Origin of the sequence: Marinobacter sp. bablab_jr008, from assembly GCF_016464145.1 — a bacterium.
In the GTDB taxonomy this organism is placed as follows: Bacteria; Pseudomonadota; Gammaproteobacteria; order Pseudomonadales; family Oleiphilaceae; genus Marinobacter; species Marinobacter nauticus.
In genome coordinates, this window is record NZ_JACDWW010000064.1 from 1 (window position 1) to 19,379 (window position 19,379).

The window sequence follows — 19,379 nt, forward strand, 5'->3', positions numbered from 1 at the left end:
TAATGGGCTTCGGCCATCATGCAAACGGCCCTACAAACACTTGCGCAAATACACCCAAAAGGAGTGTGACAGTCAGCGCTATTATCAGTACGGCTTTCAACCAGATATCAGTTCTAGCCACCACGACATTCCCTTGCCTGTACATCGGCACAACGAGGCGCAGATAAACTGCCAGCGAGAGTACGCTATTGATGATCGCCACCACTGCCACCCAGGTGTACTGCACGTCGATGACTGCGGCAAACAAAAGGAACTTGCCGACAAAACCCGCCAATGGGGGAATCCCAACCAGCGATAGCAGAAAGATAACCATTGCGAGGCCAATAAGCGGCTGGGCGCGCCCCAATCCGTCAAAATCGTTCAGAGTCCGTCCGATATTGGCGGCAACGGCGAAAGCGCCCAGATTCATGGCCGCATAGGCTGCGGCAAACAGGATGATGGATGGCAGAGCAAGTTCACTGGCGCCGACTGCCAGGATACCCAGAAGGAAATAGCCGGATTGGGCAATCGACGAATAGGCCAGCAGCCGAACGACGTTATCCTGCACCAGCGCGGCCAGATAACCATAGGTCATGGTCAGAACAGCCAGACCGGCGATGATGGCGGTCCAACCACTTTCCGGGGGTAGATCGCGAACCACCTGAGCGAGTGCGAACAGAGCACCGATCTTGGGCACCACTGACAGGTAGGCCGCTATTGACAGTGGCCCACCCTCATAGGCATCTGGCGCCCAGAAATGGAATGGAACCAGCGAGGCTTTGTAACCCAGACCGACAACCACCGCCACCAACCCAAGAAGAACCGCCATTGGCATGGTATCCATACCAGGAAGATCCGCGAGTAACGTGGATCCCGCAGCGCCGAACCAGTAACTCAGGCCGAAAATCATGATCGCACCTGTGACCGAGGCGAACACGAAAAACTTCATGGCGGCCTCAGTGGCAGGGTCGGTATCCGGGTAGGCAACCAAGGCAAAGGTGGCCAGGCCAGTTAATAATGTACCCAACACAAGGAACATCGTATCACCCGCGCCTGCCAGAACGAGCGCGCCGATGGTGGCAAAGCAAAGCAGGCTGTAAACCGTGCCCTCTCGCACGGTGCCTCTCACATCCACTCTCGCCAAAAATATGGCGAGGATGGTGGCCGGCAGCAGAATGAGTTTGGCCCACACACTGAGGTCGTCAACCCGGAAACTGCCACCAAACACCGTTGTGTCCTCACCAATCAGACTGACGGTCAGACCCGTGGCAACGATCAGACCGCTAACTGCGACCAGCAGCGCAATTTGCGGCCTACGCAGCATTTCCGCGATCAGCGCACCGACAGCCGTCAACAGTACGGCAATTTCAGGAATCAACAGTGCAAGATCACGAGCCATCACAGTGCCAGCGCCGATGTAGTGCGGTGGATGATACCCAGCACCCAGGAGGGTGCCACGCCAGTGCCGACAGTGAGCACCAGCAATGGCCCCACAGCAAGCCACTCACGAGCGCTCAAATCAGGCATGGACTGCCAGCGCTGCCGGGGCTCGCCCAGAAAGGTTTCCCGCAGTGCTTTGAGAAACGTACCGGCAATAATGGCAATACCCAAAATCACAACCACCGCGGCAGGCGAAGCGCTTAAAGTGGCAAGAAATATCTGAAACTCGGCCGGAAAGTGCGCCAGCCCGGGCAAGCCCAGCGATGCAAAGGCCGCCAACACAAAGGTCCAGCCGAGCATTGGGACCGTCTTGAGCAACCCACCCAATTCGCCCATTTCACGGGTGTGGGCACGGTCCTGGATCATGCCCACCAGCAAGAACAAGGCACCGGTAACCAGTCCATGGCTGAACATCTGCAATACCGCACCATCCAAAGCAACAGTTCGCACCGAGGGATCCAGAGTTATTGCCGCCACGGCCACACCGACAATGACATACCCCATGTGGTTAACCGACGTATAGGCGACCAAGCGTTTCAGATCACTCTGGGCCAGAGCGGCAAAAGCCCCGTAGAGCGCGCTGACAACACCGAGAACAAGAACAACAACGCCCGCTTCACGGAACGCATCGGGGGTCATTTGCAGGGCAAATCGAACCAGCCCGTAAGTGCCGAATTTCAGCATGACGCCGGCGAGGATGACGCTGCCGACGGTCGGCGCCTGCACGTGTGCGGCAGGCAACCAGGTATGCAGAGGCACCGCGGGGATCTTTACCGCAAAGGTGATCAGCATAGCGATCAAAGCCCACATGGCCGCCGCGCCCTCCAGGGGGGGATTCTCAATCCAGGCTCGCATGTCGAAGGTCGGTTCGGGGCTGCCCAGATAAAGCCCGAGGATAGCAAGCAGAAGCGGCAGGCTTCCCAGCAAGGTGTATATAAAAAACATCAACGCTGCCCGTTGCCTGTCTTCGTGGCCCCACCCGGCGATCATGAAATACATGGAGACAAGGGAAACCTCGAAGAAGACGTAGAACAGGATACCGTCGAGGGCTGTAAAGGTACCGATAGACGCAGTTTCCAGAAGAAGTACCAGAGCAATATAGGCGCGCGGACGTTCACGAAGCGACGACGCATAGATCACAGCAACCAGGAAAAGAACGGCGCTCAACAGCACCAAAGGCAGACTGATCCCATCAACTCCCACCCGGTAGGCGGCACCGATGGCCGGTATCCATTGCAGCTCTTCGACCTGGGAAAAGCCTGCACCGCTCGCACCCTGAAACCACATGGACAGAGCACCGATCAGTGTAAGGGCGGCGGTAATAATCGCTATGACGTGTACCGTACGCGTTGCGGGCTTCGGAAGACACAGAATCAGCACCGCGCCGACCAGCGGCAAAAACAGGGTGAGCGAGACAAGTGGTAACATGAATATGGGTTTCCTCTAAAAGCTCGTCGATGAAGCAAAAAGCAGAACAGCCAATGTGACGGCGATTGCGACCGCACTGATCGCCAGGCTGTGGTGGATGAGGCCGCTTTGGAGGTTTCGGGCTCGTGCACCCAGTGCACGCACAGCCGCCACCAGGGCGAAAATCAGGCCGTCGATACGGCGTTCATCTCCAAACCGCACGTAGGTCGCGACCCTCAGGCTCACTCTGCCCACGCAAAGCACAATCTTGAACAAGCCCCGCTCCGTTCGCTCGCCCGCAGAGGCAAGGAAGAGACCGGCGCGCCCAAGAGAAAGCACAGCTTCATACAGACGCCCTTCCAAACGCTCACATCCTCGGGCTACAGCCATTGCTGGCCTACCGACCCAGACCGTAAGCCCACCGCCAACGGAAAGTCCGCGTCGCGCCCACGGATAGACCGGACCTAGCAGGCGGGGAGCCGGCACGAGCCAGCCCAGGCCGAGGCCACACGCGGCAGCAAGAAGCCCGAGGAGCACGGCCAATGTGCCTGCGGTGACGGCGGGCAGATCAAGAACGGCCTCGATGGGGCCGAAGGCCAGGCCGAGAATCGTGGCAGGGACCGCCAACCCCCAAATGCCCACGCGCATCCAGGCACTACCGGCAACCGGTCGGGTTTCGCCGGAGCCTCGCCACAGCAGGCACAAGGCCCGGGCCATATAGCCGCCGGTCAGCAGGGTACCGGCCAGCGCCAGGGGGCCGAGCCAGGCGGCACCCTGCGCAGACAGGGCGGCGGCGATTACCGCATCCTTGGAGAAGAACCCACTCAGTGGCGGGATACCGGCCAGTGCCAGCGCTGCCAGCGCAAAGCCGGCAAAAGTCCAGGGTCTGTCACGACCAACCCCCTCCAACTGATCGAACCCGGTACCCCCGCGAGCATGCTGGAAGTCGCCGGCGGCAAGAAACAGGGTGCTCTTGATGGCTGCATGGGCGAGCAAATGCATGAGAGCCGCCAGCGGAACGCCGGCTCCAACCGCAACCAGCATCAAGCCATATTGACTGGCAGTGGAAGCCGCGAGCAGGCGTTTGAGATCACGCTCGGCAAGTGCAATAACCCCGGCTGCCACCGTGGTAACGCCGCCGACAAGTCCGACGACGAGCAACACCTCGGGTGTCAGCAGCGGGGCCGAACGGATCAGCAGGATGGCACCCGCCGCCACCAGCGTGGCCGAGTGCAGCAGCGCCGAGACCGGTGTCGGCCCCGCCATGGCACGCATAAGCCAGTCCTGCAAGGGGACCTGGGCCGACTTACCCATGGCGGCCAGTAGCAACAAAAGCCCCGCGGCGGTCGAGGCACTGCCGCCGGCCTCCAGGGAGGCGGCAATCTCGCCGGTACCGGCCGACCCAATCAGCATAAATACCGCCACGTACAAACCCAGATCGGCGCTACGAGTGTAGAGGAAAGCGCGACCGGCGGCATCCGCGGCCTCGGGTCGCTGGAACCAGAAGCCAATCAGCAGGTAACTGCACAAACCGATCAATTCCCAGGCCGCCAGCAACAGAACCCAGTCGCCGGACAGCACCAGCGCCTGCATGGCAGCCAGGAACAGGGACATTACGGCGTAGAAGCGGCACAGGCCGGACTCCCGCTTCATATAACCAACTGCATAAATCAGCACGAACGTGCCTACGGTGGCCACCGCCACCGTCAACAGCGCTTCCAGAGGTCCGGCAACCATTCGAAGCGGCATGTCTGGCAGCCCCGGCAGAAGCAGGGTTTCGGCCTGCCCGCCGGCGACCCGGGTCAGTAACCATAGACTGCCGCCCAGACTCAACGTCGCCCCGCCGAGAACCAGCGCCGTGGAGCCCCGGCGCAGGACCAGCAACGCCATGGCCGCGATCAGCGGTGGCATTATCGGTAGAAGCACTGCACTCATCCTTTCAGGTCCCCGGCTTCTTCCATTTCAACCGAGCCCTTGGCCCGGAAACGCGCAATCGCGACACCGAAGCCAACCGCCATTTCGACCGCCATGACGGTCATCACCACCAGCACGAACATCTGGCCGGAGTAGCTTTCGGGGTGCAGAAAACGCCAGAAGGCGACCAGGTTCACCAACGCGCCCGCAAGAATCAGCTCCACCCCCATCATGATCATAACCAGATTGGTCTGGGACAACGCGCCATAAACACCAATACCGAACAGGATTGCACCGGTTACAAGCGCCACGATCAGGACGAGAGTCATTCCGTATCCTCCTTGTCAGCAATATTGGCCGTCGTTTGCACCGGTATCGCCACCGCCGTGGCCGCAATCATCGCGGTCAGGATAGTGATACCGGCGGTTTCGAAGATCAGCATGGAACGACCCAGCAATTCCATGCCCAGCGCCCGTGTCTGCATCGCCGCATCCGGCGCCTCGGCCGTTACAGGTCCCCAATCGGCCCAAAACGCGACCACTATCGCAACACCGGCAGCGACCACGCCAGCGCCAATTGAAAAGCGCTTCTGGTGGGTCATATCCATGCCCCCCATCCCGCCCGGGTCCATCATGAACATCACCATGAAAATGGCCATGATGCTCATCTCCGTCGCCATCATCATGATCTGCAGCACGCCCAGGAATTCGGTCTGCATCGCCAGGAACATGCAGCCGACGGCAGTCTGAGAAAACAACAGCGCCAGCGCGGAACGCACCATGGACGATGTGCGAAACACCACCACGCCGAAGCCGATGGCGGCCAGCCCGAAAACGGCAACAAAAAAAGCCTGAGCGTACATTATGGAACCACCAGAACCAGTAAACCCACAACAATGATATTGAGCAGTGCCAGGGGAATCCCCAAGGTCCAGCACCACCGCATCAGATCCGCCTCGCGAATGCGCGGCAGATAGCGACCGGCCAGGAGCATCGACACGGCCACGGCCAGGGTCTTGATCAGGCTCCAGGCCCAGGGAGGCAGCAGCGGCCCATGCCAGCCGCCGAGGTAGAACACCGTGGTCGCGGAAGCCAGCGTGATCACCAGCGTCAGCCTGGCCAGGCGCAACACCCCCAGGCGCACGCCGGTGTATTCCGCGTCCACACCCCCGCCCAGTTCCCCGGGTGCGGTTGGCAGATCAAAAGGCGCACGAAACGCCAGCGCCATGGCGGCAATGAAAAACAGCACGAAACCAAGCGGCTGATAGACAATGTTCCACAAGCCGTCTTGGGAGCCAACGATCACCGTGGTCACCAGGGATTCGGCGCGCATCGCCACCGCAGTGATGGGCATGACAATGAGCATGGCGTAGGCGATGAGCTGGCCAAGGAATCGCCAGCCGCCGATCATGGCGTAGGCGCCATTCGGGCCCCAGCCGGCCATGATGAGCGCCACCAGCACATAGGCAAGCGCCGCGTTGATGAACAGCGCACCGGTAGCCAGATCCGCGATCACCAGGGTCGGCGCCAGAGGCAGAACCGCCGCGCCAAGCACCGCGACGATCAGCAGTAGCACCGGCGCCGTCTCGAAAAAGACCCGGTCCGGCGTGCGCGGTACAATGGATTCACGACCGAGGTGCGCCAGGCCGCTGAGTAGGGGCGCGGCCGGACGCAGGCGGCCCGTTGTCGTCCAGCCCTCGACCACGGCGAGCAGCCAGACGCTACCAAGCAACGCAACCAACACGATGACGAAGTTCACGAGATCACCTCCCAGGGCGAAAGGTCAAGTGATCCGACCGCCACCAGTGCGTCGCCCAGTTCCCGGCCCTCGACAAGCTTTGCGACCAGGCCGATATGGTGACTGCAGGCGGTGTCCAACCTGTAGGATTTCACCTGGCCGTGTTCCAGAATCAGGCTCAGTTGAGCCTCGCCGCGCGGGGTTTCCACGGTGGCCTCACCGGTGCCTGATCCACGCCCGATGTTTCGCAAAACAGGTAGCCCCGGCTCCCCGGTTGCCTTGATGTAGTCGAGGCTCGTGATGATTTCGTCCAGGCGCTGCCACAGGCGCGCCCAGGCATCTCCGGCGTCGTCAGCAGCGCGCGCCACGGGGCCACTCAGGCCCGCAGTGCCCGATGGCAGTACGCCGATCCCCTTCAATCGCGATTTGAGCAAAGGCGTTCGCCCAAGACGAGCCGCCAATGCCTGCAGAGCGGGCGTCAGTTCCACAAGCCGTTTTCCACTGGCGCGGCGGATCTCCAGTTGCAGGGTTGCGGCACGATCCGTCAACCAGGCGAAGCCGAGCTGGCGCCCCGTTTGCGCCAGCCAACCCAGGTGACTGGCGATGCGCTCACATTCAAGCGCCACAGCCCGGGCCTGATCGGTTGCCGAATCGTTCTCCAGACCAGCCGCCCGCTCGATTGCCAGGCAGGCCAGCAGTCGGTAGCTCACGCTGGCCAGTGGCATGGCCGACGCCAGGCGCTCGATAAAGGTCTCGGCGTCGATCTCCTTGCCTTCTTCACTCTCATTGATCATGCCCACCAAGGATGTGGCCTGTCCTTCTGTTACGCCGTCACCGTCAAGAGTCAGCGTCAACTTGAGCCCACCAGGCAGACCGGGGAAAACCGGACCGAACGGCACCTCCATCCAGTCCATCGCCAACCCGTCGGCGCTACGAGGCAGGTCCTTGGTCACTTCAATCATGGACATGAATCCCGAGGCGCCGTGGTCATGCCCACCATGATCATGACCACTATGACCGTGACCTACATGATCATGGCCACCATGTTCGTGGCTATCATGACCGTGCTCACTGTGATCATGCCCCGAATTTTTCTCCTCCGCGTCGCCGTCGGACTCATCGTGCTGGTGCTTGTGTCCGTGATCATGATGGTTTTCGTGCGAGTGCTGATGACCCTCGTGCTGCTCATGATCGTGCTCATGCGAATCATGATGGTCATGGCAGTGACCATGATCGTGTTCGTGTTCATGGTGTTCGTGCTGCTGCGCATGATCATGATGCTGGTGTTCGTGCTCATGATGCTGGTGTTCGTGCTCATGGTGCCGGTGCTCGCGATGATCGTGCCCATGGTCATGCTCGGGGGCCGGCTCCCCTGCCTCCCGGGCGACCAGGTCCATGCCACACTTGGGGCAACTACCCGGCTCGTTCTGGACAACTTCCGGGTGCATGGGGCAGACATACTCGATTCTGGCGTGCAGAACAGGGGCGTCGAAATCCTCGGGGGAGTCTGAGAATGCGCCCTTGGCCAGCGCGCGCTTCAACCAGTCAACCGCGTCGATCAGGCCGGCTTGCGAAACACCCGCGGAAAAATCAGCGTCCGGTAGCGTTGACGGCGTCTGTCCGCCCAAATTGACAATGGCTCGCGGCCTCGGCATCTGCGCATAGAGCACCGCCACGGCCTCGTTCATTTTCTCTGAAAGCTCGCCGATAATCAGGAGCACGCTCGCATCGCGAGGTGTCGCGGTGATGCGCATACCTGCCGCTGTCACATCCAGGCCATGGGACAGTGCCACTTCAGGCCCCGGGACGATCAGGCAGCTCAGGTTGCCCGCGAGGGCCCGGGAAACCCACTTCTGAAGTACCGTGAACCGCTCCTGCCGCTGGCGCGCGCCCGTAATGCTCATTGTCGGGTCAGAAGTCATTGCCGCCTCAATGCCCCCTGACTCCAGCCGTAGAGCAAACCAAGAAAGAGAATGGCAAGGAACACCCCCATGTCATACAAAGCAACCAGCCCTACTTCCCTGTATACAACTGCCCAGGGGTACATAAATGCCATTTCCATGTCGAAGGCCAGAAAGAGCAGCGCGTAGCCGTAGTACCGTGCGTGATAGCGGCCCCAGACCGGGTCCCGTGACAACACTCCGGAACTCGCTGGCACGTCCTTGCCCGGCTCCCGACGCGTCGGGCCCATGGCACGGGCAATCCCAAACAGGGCCAAAACCGTAGCTGCGATGCCAAGCACCAAGGCAAGCAGCAGACCGTACTGCTCCAAAATACTCATCATCCAATCCTCAAGTCGCGCAACGGAGTCTGCACTCCGATAGCGTTCTCCAGAGACAAGATCAATATGCCCTTAACTCGCTTCTTGGTTCCGCATGGGCGAACCGTACTTCCCGAGCAAACAGAGGCTAAAAACTCACCCGCAGATATCCTTACTCCAGTCCATGATGCTTCCCTTCATATACCTTGACGTTCCTTATCTTGCCTCCCTCATTGAGCAATTCGAAATCATTTCCAGACAAAGGCTTTATCTTGTTACAGGAATAGTCGCGACCATAGACAGATGTGCAAAATTTACCGTCTTTGACCTCCCATCTTCCGATATAGTGGGTAAGGTTTCCCTGCTGTTCGCGATATTTGGTCATTCCATAGATCGAACCATCAGGATCATAGTACTCATGAAAAGTTCGAGTGCGAAAATTGTCCTGAGCATCTCGGAATTCCATTTGCACCGTGTTTCCGACGACAACATCTGCGACACCTTCGCCAGAAAGAACTTCTTCAGCGTGCAAAAATGGCGCTTGCAAAAAAGTCAAAAATACGAACAGTTTAAAATTTATTGCTTTCATCTGGTTATCTCCCAGTTTCTTTCAATTATTGTGATCACACGAACAACAGCCTTAAGTCGTATCGTAGGATTGTGAAGAAAGCTCAATGTATCAATTGCATTACAACAGTCCACTTATTTTCCACTCCGCTCAACTGGCCAGTCACTAAAAGCGATGAAGTAGAGCAAAACCAGATTGACGATGGGGATAAGTATCAAGACCCCCATCCAACCCGGATAGCCCGTGCGCTGGCAAATACGCCAGGCCGGGATGACGACTACGATGGCAATCACCAGCATCCACAGCCAGTGCCCCGCCCACATGGTGTTGCCAAACATGTTTTCCCCCATCGTGATACTGCCCTCCATGTTGAATTCTGATTACTGGTGACCGTGAGCATGGGATTCCTCGTGGCCGTTTTTTTCGGCTGCTGCAGCCCTTTTCAGGAAAAGCTGCCCGGATACCGCGATCACGATCATTGTGGCAACCGCCACGCCAATGACAAACGGGTCGGTATTCAGTTTGACCCAGACAAAGCCGCCAAGCACGAGCAAATCCAGAACGATGGCCGTCGCCGGCACCCACGCCCTGGCCTTCACATCGTCACGCAGATAGCGAAGCACGCCCCAATGGATGGCAATGTCCATGACCAGGTAGAACACGATACCCAGGGCGGCAATCCGGGAGAGGTCAAAGAAGGCCGTCAGAACCAGCCCCAGAACCACAGTGTAGACCAGCGTGTGCTTCTGGATACTGCCCGGCATGCCAAAATGACGGTGAGGCACCAGTTTCATTTCAGTCAGCATGGCAAGCATGCGCGAGACAGCAAAAATGCTGGCCAGAATGCCACCCGCGGTGGCCATCATGGCAATGGCGACCGTGAACCAGAGGCCATAATCACCCAACGCCGGGCGCGCGGCGGCCGCAAGGGAGTAATCCTGCGTCTTGATGATTTCCGCCAGGGACAGGTTGCTGGCGACGGCAAAACCGACCAGGGTGTAGATCACCACGCAGGCCGCGATGGAAATGACAATGGCGCGACTTACGTTCCGATGAGGGTCCTGGACCTCGGAGCCGCTGTTGGCGATGGTGGTGAAGCCCTTGAAGGCCAGTATTCCGAGCGCCGTCGCACCCAGGAAATTGCCTGCGGTTCCGGCCTCGCCCGGGCTTGAGAAATCCACCGCCAGGCTGTCGGCAATCCAGACACCCACCAGCCCGAAAACCAGTATACCGCCGATTTTCAGAAACCCGATAAAGGAAGCCACGCCCTGAATCATTCGGTTACCGAGCAGATTGATCAGAAACGCCGCCAGGATCAGCGACACACCCAGAATGGACACCATGCGACCACTTTCATCACCACCGAACAGTTGCATGGTGTAGGAACCGAAAGTACGCGCGAGGAAGCTCTGGGCGATCACCATCGAGAAATACATCAGCAGGGCGTTGAACGCGGTCGGCAGCCGATTGCCATAGGCTTTGTAAAGGTACATGCCAATGCCCCCGGCTGACGGCCAGGCATTGGAAATCTTGACGTAGGAATAAGAACTGAAGCTGACGATCACCGCAGCCGCCAGAAACGCCAATGGGAAAAGAACACCGGTCATCTGCGCCATCTGCCCGGTAAGTGCAAAGATACCGGCGCCGATCATGACGCCGGTACCGAGCATAACGGTTCCCGCGAGTGTGAGACTGCCTTCCTTATAGCGAGTGGTTCTATCTTGCTCCCTGCTCATTTAACCTCCGGTTATTTTCGTTTCATGGGCGGGATCTTTGAACAGCAAAACGGATCATGCTTGGCATTGGCACGAACGTTGTCATCTGTAAATCGATACCACGCCAGCTTCCTTTGAGCCCACCACCCCGCCTTCAACCGGCCACCATGTGCTCCAATCACCTCCAATAACTCTTCGGTAGACCAATGAGTCCCATCGAAGGTAACGTCTAACAGATTATTTGGCTTGCGTTCGGCAAAATCAACACAGGGGTGATGATTGAGTTCGTGAATAAAGTCAGACCATTCACTCTCTTCAAAACCTTCCACGACAAGTTTCCGTCGCAGCAGGAACTGTTCCTGGTTCGATGTTTTATGTGCTTTAGTCATGGCGGGCCCCTCTTCGCCTTATCATTTCCCCTCAATGACAACATGCGGACCTGAACTGCGACTGAAAATCAGTGAAGGTTTTCGATGAAATTGACGTACATCATAAAATTGAGCCAGGGCAACCCCTGGCTCCTTATTCATTCCGATCAGAACGAGATGCGGGCACCGACGACTGCGAACCAGTCTTCTGTGCCACCGCCTTTGGCTTTAGCGAGATCTGCGGTATCACCGTACGTGCGCTCATGCACCACGCCCACGTAAGGCGAGAATGCGCGATCGATCAGGTCATAGCGTAACCGGAGCCCAGTTTCGGTGGAAACCAAGCCTTTGCCCACGCCAATTTCCTCATCCTCGCTAAATGCTACCGTCGCATCCAGGGTTGCAGACAGGATCCAGTAATTGGTGAAAAGCAGCTCGTATTCCGCGTCGATTTCGGCAGACGTATCACCATCCTTGCTGGCATACAGGTTGGCATCGACTTCAAACCATTGTGGGGCAAGCCCAGCGACACCCAGCACGGCATAAGTGCGATCCGGCCCTTCAGGGGTGTCGAAGCGAACACCCGCTTTGGCGTCGAAGAACTTGGAGATGGGGATCTGGCCGACCAACTGGTTTTCCAGTGTTTCGTAGGCCTGTGCCTCTATCTCGTATTCCCCGGTTGTGAGCAGCCGGACTTTGAACTCGTCGGTGCCATAGAAGGCATCCGCATTCCAGACGCCCAGTTCCTCATCATCATCGCTGTATCGGTACTCAAACTCCTCAAATTGAACACCCCAGGCTGTGAGCGGTTGTTTACGAGCGGTGGTATCGGAAATCATTTCCTGAGCTATCACCGTCGTTGAGAAACCAATAGAGGCAAGGAAACTGACTGCGGCAAGTGATCGAATACAGCTCATGCCTCACCTCCATCTTCAGCAACAACGCCTGTCTTGGCCTGCGTGGACTCAGGGCCACCCTCAACAATCACCTTGCGGAACATCCCGGCAGCCGCATGGTAAGAAAGATGGCAATGGAACGCCCATTGGCCTGGCTCGTCAACCTCGGTTTCCATGTACACCGTAGTGCCCGGGTTCACGCTAACGGTGTGTTTGATCGGGTTCCACTGACCTGCGCCAACATCAAGGATGGACCACATACCATGCAGGTGCATGGGATGAGTCATCATGGTTTCGTTCACAAACTTGAAACGGACCCGTTCACCATATTTGAGACGAATGGGATCCGCGTCTTCGTATTTAACACCGTTGATACTCCACGTGTAGCGCTCCATATTGCCGGTCAAACGAAGCTCGATCTCCCGAGTCGGTTCGCGGTCTTCGTACAACGGGTCCTGAGCCTTCAGATCAGCATAGGACAGGAACTTGCCACCATTGGCCGCCGTCGGCACAAGGCCACTGCCCTTGGCATAGAAGGGATCGCTGGGACCGCCTTTTCCCATCGCCATGGAACCATGGTCCATGCCGGACATGTCAGAGTGATCCATTCCTTTCATGTTGGAGTGATCCATTCCTTTCATATTCGAATGGTCCATGCTGCCCATGTTTGAGTGGTCCATTCCGGACACACCTTCTGAGCTGCCCATATCCATGTTTCCATGATCCATGCCTGCCATGCTGCCATGGTCCATACCGGGCATACCGCCCATATCCGCCATGGTCAGTCGGGCAGCTTCACGCAGTTGCGGCACGGCCGCTTCCATACCCTCTTCGGGGGCCAGTGTTGCCCTCGCATAACCGGAACGCCCCATGGATTCGGCGAAAATGGTGTAAGCCTGCTCATCTTTGGGGCGCACAATCACATCGTAGGTTTCCGCCACACCAATACGGAATTCGTCCACGTTAACCGGCTGAACGTTGTTGCCGTCCGCCTGCACGACCGTCATATCCAGGCCAGGGATCCGGACGTCAAAATAGGCCATCGCCGAGGAGTTGATGAAGCGCAGCCGGATGCGTTCGCCGGGCTCAAAGATTCCGGTCCAGTTTTGGTCCGGTCCTTTACCGTTGATCAGGCCCGTAAAGCCCTGCAGATCCTCAACGTCCGCTTTCATCATGCGCATATCGCCCCATGCCATCCGATCTCGGACAGTACTCATCAGGCCGTTTTCGGACACGTCCGAGAAAAACTCGCCCACAGTTTGCTGCTCACGGTTGTAATAATCCGACATCATTTTCAGGTTGCGCATGATGCGGTCACCGGAATGGGGGTGTTTATCGGTCAGCTGCACCACGTATTCACGATCGTAGCGGAACGGTTCACGGCCCTCGGGCTCAATGACAATGGCGCCATAGGCTCCGTCTGGCTCCTGAAAACCAGAGTGGCTGTGGAACCAATAGGTGCCTGCTTGCTGGATAGGAAATTCATAGGTGAATGTTTCACCCGGCTTGATACCTGGAAAACTGATACCTGGCACACCATCCTGGTCGAAGGGAAGGATCAGTCCGTGCCAGTGGATCGAGGTCATCTCGTCCAGGTTGTTGGTCACGTTGATTTTGACGTTTTCACCTTCCTTGAAGCGCATCACCGGTCCCGGAGATGCACCATTGTAGCCGATACCTTCTTTCACGAAATCGCCGGTATCAATTTTAACCCGGTCAACCGTCAGGCCGTATTCACCGGCCATGACCATGGCCGGCATCAGCAGGGTCAAAAGCCCTGTCAAAAGGCGTATCTTCATCTGTTTTATTCCCAACTGCACTTCATTGGAGCTAGGCTGGAAAGCCTTCACCAGCCCTTGCAATCGTGCGGCGCTCAGCACACTGTATTATTCGAAATTTACGTCACCGTACATTCCTGACTGGTAATGGCCCGGCACGTTACAGGCAAATTCGATATTGCCTTTATCAGAGAACTTCCAGACAACTTCCTTGCTCTGCCCGGGTTCCAGTAAGACGCTGTTGGGATCGTCGTGTTTCATGGAATGACCATTGCCCATATCCATGTTCATCATGTCGTGGTTCAGCTTGCCGCCCTGAATCACGCCATGCTCAACCATCATCATCATTTCTTTTTGATGGCTCTCGTGCATGGCGGGGGTGCCAATGTTGAACTCATGGACAAGACTGCCCTTATTCTCCACCACAAATCTCACGGTTTCACCAGGCTTCACAGTTATTTCTTCCGGCTCATAGTAGTTGTCGTACATTTCAACCGTGATCGTGCGGGCAGCTTCGGACGCTTTAGCAGGTTCTCCGCTGCTAGCCCCGTGCCCGCCACCGTGGGCTCCTGCTGCAAAAGCACCCGCTGACATTGAAAAGGCCACACCCGCTACCAACAACTTTGATACATTCATACCATCTTCTCCTGTGAAATCGTTCAGCAACAATTAATTGTATTTTCAGGACACTTGATCAATGTCCAGAATCGTTACATAAGATCGCTTACCAACCTGAATTCTTACTGAAAATTCAAAAAAATTTATTTAGGCTGAATTCAGGACTACTAAAGACATTACGTTGAATTCACAGTCGCCGCTCAGCAAAAAGGAAAAAAAGTGCGTTTACTACTGGTTGAAGACGATCAGATGCTCTCAAACAGCCTTTTGCATCAACTTGAAAAATCGGGGTTCAGCGTGGACCCTGCGTATACGGCAAAAGAAGCAATAACTCTGGGTGAACAGGAAGATTATCGGGTCAGCATCTTGGATCTGGGGCTGCCCGACGGCAACGGTTTAGATGTTTTAAAAAAGTGGCGCGCAAAGAACATTGCCTTTCCCGTACTAATCCTGACAGCGCGAGATGACTGGCATGATAAAGTGGCTGGACTAAAGGCAGGGGCAGACGACTACCTCGCAAAACCTTTCCAGACCGAAGAGTTAATTGCACGGCTGAATGCTATTGTTCGCAGGAGCGAAGGGAGAACACATTCATTGGTTAAGGCAGGCCGCTTTGTGCTGGATGAAAATCGTCAATGCTTGTCGGTGGACGATGGAACTGAACATCCACTTACCGGCACAGAGTTTCGTCTTCTGCGCTGCCTGATGAGTAAGCCGGGCCATGTCTTTTCAAAAGACCAACTGCTAGAGCAGCTTTACAGTCTCGAAGATAGCCCAAGCGCGAACGTTATCGAGGCATATATTCGGAGGCTGCGAAGACTGGTGGGAAATTCCACAATCTCAACCCGACGTGGCCAAGGCTATATGTTCAATGACAACGTTTAAGAAACCTGCCTCTGTAAAAGGCACCCTGCTTGTAATACTGCTGCCCGCAGGTGTTGCCTTGATGGCAATAGCCTGGTTTGCACATGGTGCTCTGCTCGAAAGAATGTCCCGTGAATTTGTCACGGACAGGCTGAAAGAGGAGGTTTCGTTTTTAGAGCATCAGATTCGGGACAGTGACGGAGCCTTCGACGGACTCAAGACGGGCGATTACTTTCAGCGCGTATTCCACCATGCTTTTGTTCAACACTCCGATTCCAGGACCATCATTTCGCCAGAATCATGGAAACCGCTACTATCGCCGCTCATCAAATCGGAAAAAGAGGGCACGATTCGGGTCGAAAATTCTGAAATAGCAGGGGCCCCAACGGACATATTGGCATATCGGAGTTCCTTCATCGCAAACGAAAAACCGTTTGTTGTTATCGTTGCAGAAGACCTCGGCGCATTGAAGAATAGCCAGGCAGAGCTACATGCATGGACGGCAATCGCATCTCTTTTACTTATCTCGCTATTGGTTTGTGCAATCTGGCTCGGCGTCAATTTGTCCATGCATTCTGTCACACGACTCAAGGCGTCACTGAAAAGACTCCAGGATGGGAGCGTCTCGCGTATAGATATGACTGTCCCCGAGGAGTTCCACCCTCTCGTCGAACAGTTGAACCAGCTGCTTGACTCACTTGATCAACGATTGGAGCGCTCGAGGAATGCGCTGGCAAACCTATCCCACAGCGTTAAAACTCCGATTGCGTCTGTCCAACAAATTCTCAGCGACACTTCTACGCCGCTAGATAGCGAGTTAAGGCAGCAAATAGCTGCGCGTCTCGGGGATATTGACAAACAACTTGAAGCTGAAATGCGCCGCAGCCGGTTTGCTGGGCCGCAGGTAGGAAAAAGCTGCTATCCAGTAGAAAAAGCACGGGACCTTCTGTGGATGATGGGAAGACTATACCCGGCAAAATCATTTGAGTTATCAAGTTCTCTCCCAGAGAATAGCCGTTGGCCAATTGTAGAATACGACCTATCTGAAATACTGGGGATCGTGCTGGACAATGCGGGGAAGTGGTCACATAGAGAGGTGGAGCTAATATTGGAACAACGCGGCCCCTCAAAACGAATTGTCGTGACAGACGATGGTCCCGGCGTTGAGGAAGCTGAATTGAGCAAGCTTGGTCAACGAGGATTAAGGCTGGACGAACAGACTCCGGGCCACGGGCTCGGCCTTGCAATCGTTCAAGACATTGTTAGCCGGTATGGTGGGAAGATCGTCTTTTCAAATCGCCCACGGGGTGGATTAAAGGTCACGATTGAATTTTGAATTCACGAAAGTTAACGAGTGGGTTATCGCGCCTGAAAAACTCTGACAACTCTACCCTTAGCAAGAACCAACGCAGTCAAACAAGTACGATTTGCCACACAACCGCACTGGCCTGACGGTGGCAACCATTCAGCGGGACCACATGCTCGATGTCGATCTCACTGCTGTTCTGGATGACTTTGCCTGTGAACGGACTGATTCAGCGGCCCGAAACCACTCTGCAACGACGTTCATCTGCAAGCCGGACCTTGGTCGTGGATTGTGCAATCAATGCCTCAGTACGGCTGTCTTGACAATCTCCATCGGCGTCTTCCCAACCTTGCCCGAACGCAGACCGTTCGTAGCTTTGTAACTTGCCTTTCTGCTCTTGGACCTGTTGAACCGAGGCCAAAGAGACACCATCCGGAAGTTTACCGCCTGAATCCAGGCAGGCATCAACAGAGTCGTAGGGTTGATATTTCTTGATTCGCTCATACCAACTTCCTTGCGGTGGATGGCAAAGGCCGCTGCTCGACTTTTTATATTGGAAGCGTGAGCCGGAGCACTGATAAGACCTGCTACCACAAAAACGAAGAGGGGGAGGATTCTTAAAGCGCAAACCATGATGTGTAAAGGCTCTCTCAAGTGTAAACTTACGGAAGGCTGCACACGTATGGTCCCTCGCAGCCTTACACTCCATGGACGATGCTTCACTCCTAGGAAGCGACAACGATTGACCGAAGGTCGGTGTTTCCAGTTTGCAGCCCAAAGAGGCTGAGAAGTTTATTGACCATTTTCGATTGCAGCAAGCTGACGTAGGCCTCAGAGTAGAGCAGGCGACGCCTGCTTGGCTGCGTACTATCTTTAACGTGATTTGGACGGGAAAGATCGACTATCCATGGCTATTAGCTTTTATGAAAAAGGGGAGCTGACCTCTGGCTTCCACGGTTGGCGAGTTGTTGCCACCATCCGAGGCAAACGCTATCAGAAGTATTTCTCTCTTAAGAGGCCGAACAACAGAATTACTCAAGAACTCTGGTACCAGTATCAAGAGACCAGGGCCAAGTACTATGAGGCCCGTTACATGGCCCGCTCCGCAGCACTTCAATATCTGGATTTCATTGGAAAAGACCATCCCTCAACCCTCCCCTGTCGCGGTGTTGGCTTCCAGGGCATCACGCTTGGCATCGGAAGCGGGAAAAGTACTGCACAGGAAACCTGCTATTTCTCCGTAAACAAACGAGGAGCTGCTAACAAATTCTACATAGATGAGCGGGCATCTCTATCTCAGGCCTGGGAGCATGCCGTAAAACATTGGGGAGAAGTGTTCAATATCCGACCCAAAGACATAGCTAAAAAGCTCGAACAGGTTCCCAGTCCTGATCAGTTCAAATCGCTTCGAAAACAACTGAACAATCACGAGGGCTGCGACTATCAAGCCAGCGTCCTCCATCATGTTTACGCCGAACAACGTAGCCAGCTGGAAAAACATAAGGCTAAGGCAACCACCAGAGGAAAGCTCAACGAGGATGATCTTCTGGCAATGTACGCGAACCTAGAGCGCCAGGTGTCAGAGTTTCGGAATTAGATCTATTCAGTGTCTTGGCCGAAGGACCGGCCCAGCGCGTCCGGTTTAGACGAAAAAACCCTGACCATTGGCTGTCGTCCTTCCACGACGCCAACAATTCTGTCATATCCGATGAAAGCCCCTACCATGTAGACACCGGGGCCAAGCCGTTTGTAGGGCTCAAGAATCATCGTTCGCCAAGCTTCGATATCCAATAGAACCGACTTTAACTCTAGAACTAATCGTAGAATCCTGCGGTCCGCCACGCCGAGCCAATGAGAAAGCTCAATATTATCTTCTGTAACGATGCCGACGGTTTCCATTGACGCAAACGCTTGAAGGGTGGCGTAGTCATATTGTGTCGGCGACGAAACTCCGTCCTCAGCTCGCTAATCCCGTTCACGTGGATTTCCAACTAGTAAGGTCAGAAGGCAAATACCGTAACCTTTCCAAAGGCAATGCGGACAGTAACCGATGCTCATTGAGAGTGATGGAACACCTCTGACCCAAAACTGAATATTCGAACATTATTCTGATAATCCTGATTGACTAGGTCAAGATTGGGTCGATCAAAGGGTGCGAATTGTCACAAGCGGGGGTGGTGCCAAGTCTCTCCTTGGCGCGTCACACCACTGGGCAGGTGTCGCGTTTGCCTAGCATCCGTGCCGGCGTTGAGTCCCGGTCGTCCTGACCAGCTGACTCGGCCCCAACCCTATCATTGTCAATGCAGGATTCGTGTGAGATATATCTTAAAGCTGCGTAGGATCCTGAATTGGGCGTGGCGGCGACTGTCCGACCAGGGATGAGGAGGATTAAGGAGGGTCTGATTAACGCCTGATTTATCGCTGAATCGCTTTTCAACTCGAAAAAAAGCCATTCAAGCGCGATTTTGGCGTTATCACCCTCTGTTTTGTTCGATTTTTGCCTATTTCCCGCCGTTTTGGCGGAAAACA

21 protein-coding genes and 1 pseudogene are annotated in these 19,379 nt (G+C 55.7%); 4 read left to right on the forward strand and 18 right to left on the reverse strand.

Features of this window, described 5'->3' with window-relative positions:
• Positions 1 to 16: 16 nt before the first annotated feature.
• The 7 genes from JIF53_RS12760 to JIF53_RS12790 are packed head-to-tail and all read right to left on the reverse strand — an operon-like array spanning position 17 to position 7,439.
• The gene (locus JIF53_RS12760; protein WP_199452668.1) at positions 17 to 1,378 is read right to left on the reverse strand and encodes an NADH-quinone oxidoreductase subunit N; all 1,362 of its coding nucleotides are present in this window, start codon (positions 1,376 to 1,378) and stop codon (positions 17 to 19) included.
• Positions 1,378 to 2,847: a complex I subunit 4 family protein gene (locus JIF53_RS12765; RefSeq protein WP_104270560.1), complete on the reverse strand. Its 1,470-nt coding sequence runs from the start codon at positions 2,845 to 2,847 to the stop codon at positions 1,378 to 1,380. Before JIF53_RS12765 ends, JIF53_RS12760 begins: the two co-directional genes overlap by 1 nt.
• A 15-nt stretch (positions 2,848 to 2,862) precedes the next feature.
• Entirely contained in the window at positions 2,863 to 4,761 is a 1,899-nt protein-coding gene (locus tag JIF53_RS12770) for an NADH-quinone oxidoreductase subunit L (protein ID WP_153741175.1), read from the reverse strand.
• Positions 4,758 to 5,069 (reverse strand): NADH-quinone oxidoreductase subunit NuoK, encoded by a 312-nt coding sequence (gene nuoK / locus JIF53_RS12775; RefSeq protein WP_053113951.1) that lies wholly within the window; start codon positions 5,067 to 5,069, stop codon positions 4,758 to 4,760. The genes JIF53_RS12770 and nuoK overlap by 4 nt, the downstream gene beginning before the upstream one ends.
• On the reverse strand, positions 5,066 to 5,602 hold the full coding sequence (locus JIF53_RS12780) for an NADH-quinone oxidoreductase subunit J (RefSeq protein WP_199452670.1): 537 nt from the start codon (positions 5,600 to 5,602) through the stop codon (positions 5,066 to 5,068). The genes nuoK and JIF53_RS12780 overlap by 4 nt, the downstream gene beginning before the upstream one ends.
• Positions 5,602 to 6,498 carry a complex I subunit 1/NuoH family protein gene (locus JIF53_RS12785; protein ID WP_153741174.1) on the reverse strand — a complete coding sequence of 299 codons (897 nt, stop codon included), beginning with the start codon at positions 6,496 to 6,498 and terminating at the stop codon, positions 5,602 to 5,604. The genes JIF53_RS12780 and JIF53_RS12785 overlap by 1 nt, the downstream gene beginning before the upstream one ends.
• Positions 6,495 to 7,439 (reverse strand): Ni Fe-hydrogenase III large subunit, encoded by a 945-nt coding sequence (locus JIF53_RS12790; protein WP_053115522.1) that lies wholly within the window; start codon positions 7,437 to 7,439, stop codon positions 6,495 to 6,497. The genes JIF53_RS12785 and JIF53_RS12790 overlap by 4 nt, the downstream gene beginning before the upstream one ends.
• 27 nt (positions 7,440 to 7,466) lie before the next feature.
• On the opposite strand from JIF53_RS12790, the gene JIF53_RS19600 reads away from it, so the two are divergent.
• Entirely contained in the window at positions 7,467 to 7,988 is a 522-nt protein-coding gene (locus tag JIF53_RS19600; RefSeq protein ID WP_199452672.1) for a hypothetical protein, read from the forward strand.
• Here the strand turns inward: JIF53_RS19600 and JIF53_RS19790 are convergent.
• From JIF53_RS19790 to JIF53_RS12835, 9 genes and pseudogenes are all read right to left on the reverse strand, one after another.
• Positions 7,896 to 8,399: pseudogene (locus JIF53_RS19790) on the reverse strand (hypothetical protein); the annotation flags it as partial. The gene JIF53_RS19600 and the pseudogene JIF53_RS19790 sit on opposite strands and share 93 nt — an antisense overlap.
• On the reverse strand, positions 8,396 to 8,761 hold the full coding sequence (locus JIF53_RS12800; protein WP_199452674.1) for an NADH-quinone oxidoreductase subunit A: 366 nt from the start codon (positions 8,759 to 8,761) through the stop codon (positions 8,396 to 8,398). The gene JIF53_RS12800 and the pseudogene JIF53_RS19790, both read right to left, overlap by 4 nt.
• Before the next feature lie 148 nt (positions 8,762 to 8,909).
• On the reverse strand, positions 8,910 to 9,326 hold the full coding sequence (locus JIF53_RS12805; protein ID WP_153741171.1) for a hypothetical protein: 417 nt from the start codon (positions 9,324 to 9,326) through the stop codon (positions 8,910 to 8,912).
• Positions 9,327 to 9,439: 113 nt separating this feature from the next.
• Positions 9,440 to 9,673 (reverse strand): hypothetical protein, encoded by a 234-nt coding sequence (locus JIF53_RS12810; protein ID WP_008169431.1) that lies wholly within the window; start codon positions 9,671 to 9,673, stop codon positions 9,440 to 9,442.
• A gap of 12 nt (positions 9,674 to 9,685) precedes the next feature.
• Complete coding sequence (locus JIF53_RS12815) at positions 9,686 to 11,041, reverse strand: APC family permease (RefSeq protein WP_199452676.1); 1,356 nt, start codon at positions 11,039 to 11,041, stop codon at positions 9,686 to 9,688.
• 11 nt (positions 11,042 to 11,052) lie between these two features.
• Positions 11,053 to 11,409 (reverse strand): hypothetical protein, encoded by a 357-nt coding sequence (locus tag JIF53_RS12820; protein ID WP_199452678.1) that lies wholly within the window; start codon positions 11,407 to 11,409, stop codon positions 11,053 to 11,055.
• 146 nt (positions 11,410 to 11,555) lie between these two features.
• A complete protein-coding gene (locus tag JIF53_RS12825) occupies positions 11,556 to 12,305 on the reverse strand; it encodes a copper resistance protein B (RefSeq protein WP_199452680.1) in 750 nt (249 codons plus the stop codon).
• Entirely contained in the window at positions 12,302 to 14,083 is a 1,782-nt protein-coding gene (locus tag JIF53_RS12830) for a copper resistance system multicopper oxidase (protein ID WP_199452682.1), read from the reverse strand. The genes JIF53_RS12825 and JIF53_RS12830 overlap by 4 nt, the downstream gene beginning before the upstream one ends.
• 87 nt (positions 14,084 to 14,170) lie before the next feature.
• Positions 14,171 to 14,698: a cupredoxin domain-containing protein gene (locus tag JIF53_RS12835; RefSeq protein ID WP_199452690.1), complete on the reverse strand. Its 528-nt coding sequence runs from the start codon at positions 14,696 to 14,698 to the stop codon at positions 14,171 to 14,173.
• Between the two features lie 201 nt (positions 14,699 to 14,899).
• Here JIF53_RS12835 and JIF53_RS12840 point away from each other — a divergent pair, with 201 nt between their 5' ends.
• From JIF53_RS12840 to JIF53_RS12850, 3 genes are all read left to right on the forward strand, one after another.
• Positions 14,900 to 15,565: a response regulator transcription factor gene (locus tag JIF53_RS12840; RefSeq protein WP_053113967.1), complete on the forward strand. Its 666-nt coding sequence runs from the start codon at positions 14,900 to 14,902 to the stop codon at positions 15,563 to 15,565.
• A complete protein-coding gene (locus tag JIF53_RS12845; RefSeq protein WP_199452684.1) occupies positions 15,552 to 16,880 on the forward strand; it encodes a sensor histidine kinase in 1,329 nt (442 codons plus the stop codon). Before JIF53_RS12840 ends, JIF53_RS12845 begins: the two co-directional genes overlap by 14 nt.
• Before the next feature lie 877 nt (positions 16,881 to 17,757).
• The gene (locus JIF53_RS12850; RefSeq protein ID WP_199452686.1) at positions 17,758 to 18,447 is read left to right on the forward strand and encodes a hypothetical protein; all 690 of its coding nucleotides are present in this window, start codon (positions 17,758 to 17,760) and stop codon (positions 18,445 to 18,447) included.
• A gap of 2 nt (positions 18,448 to 18,449) precedes the next feature.
• On the opposite strand, the gene JIF53_RS12855 is transcribed toward JIF53_RS12850, so the two are convergent.
• Entirely contained in the window at positions 18,450 to 18,749 is a 300-nt protein-coding gene (locus JIF53_RS12855; protein WP_199452688.1) for a hypothetical protein, read from the reverse strand.
• A 301-nt stretch (positions 18,750 to 19,050) separates the two neighbouring features.
• Positions 19,051 to 19,379, reverse strand: a 329-nt coding sequence (locus JIF53_RS19315; RefSeq protein WP_206769599.1) for a hypothetical protein, incomplete at its 5' end; no start/stop codon positions are given.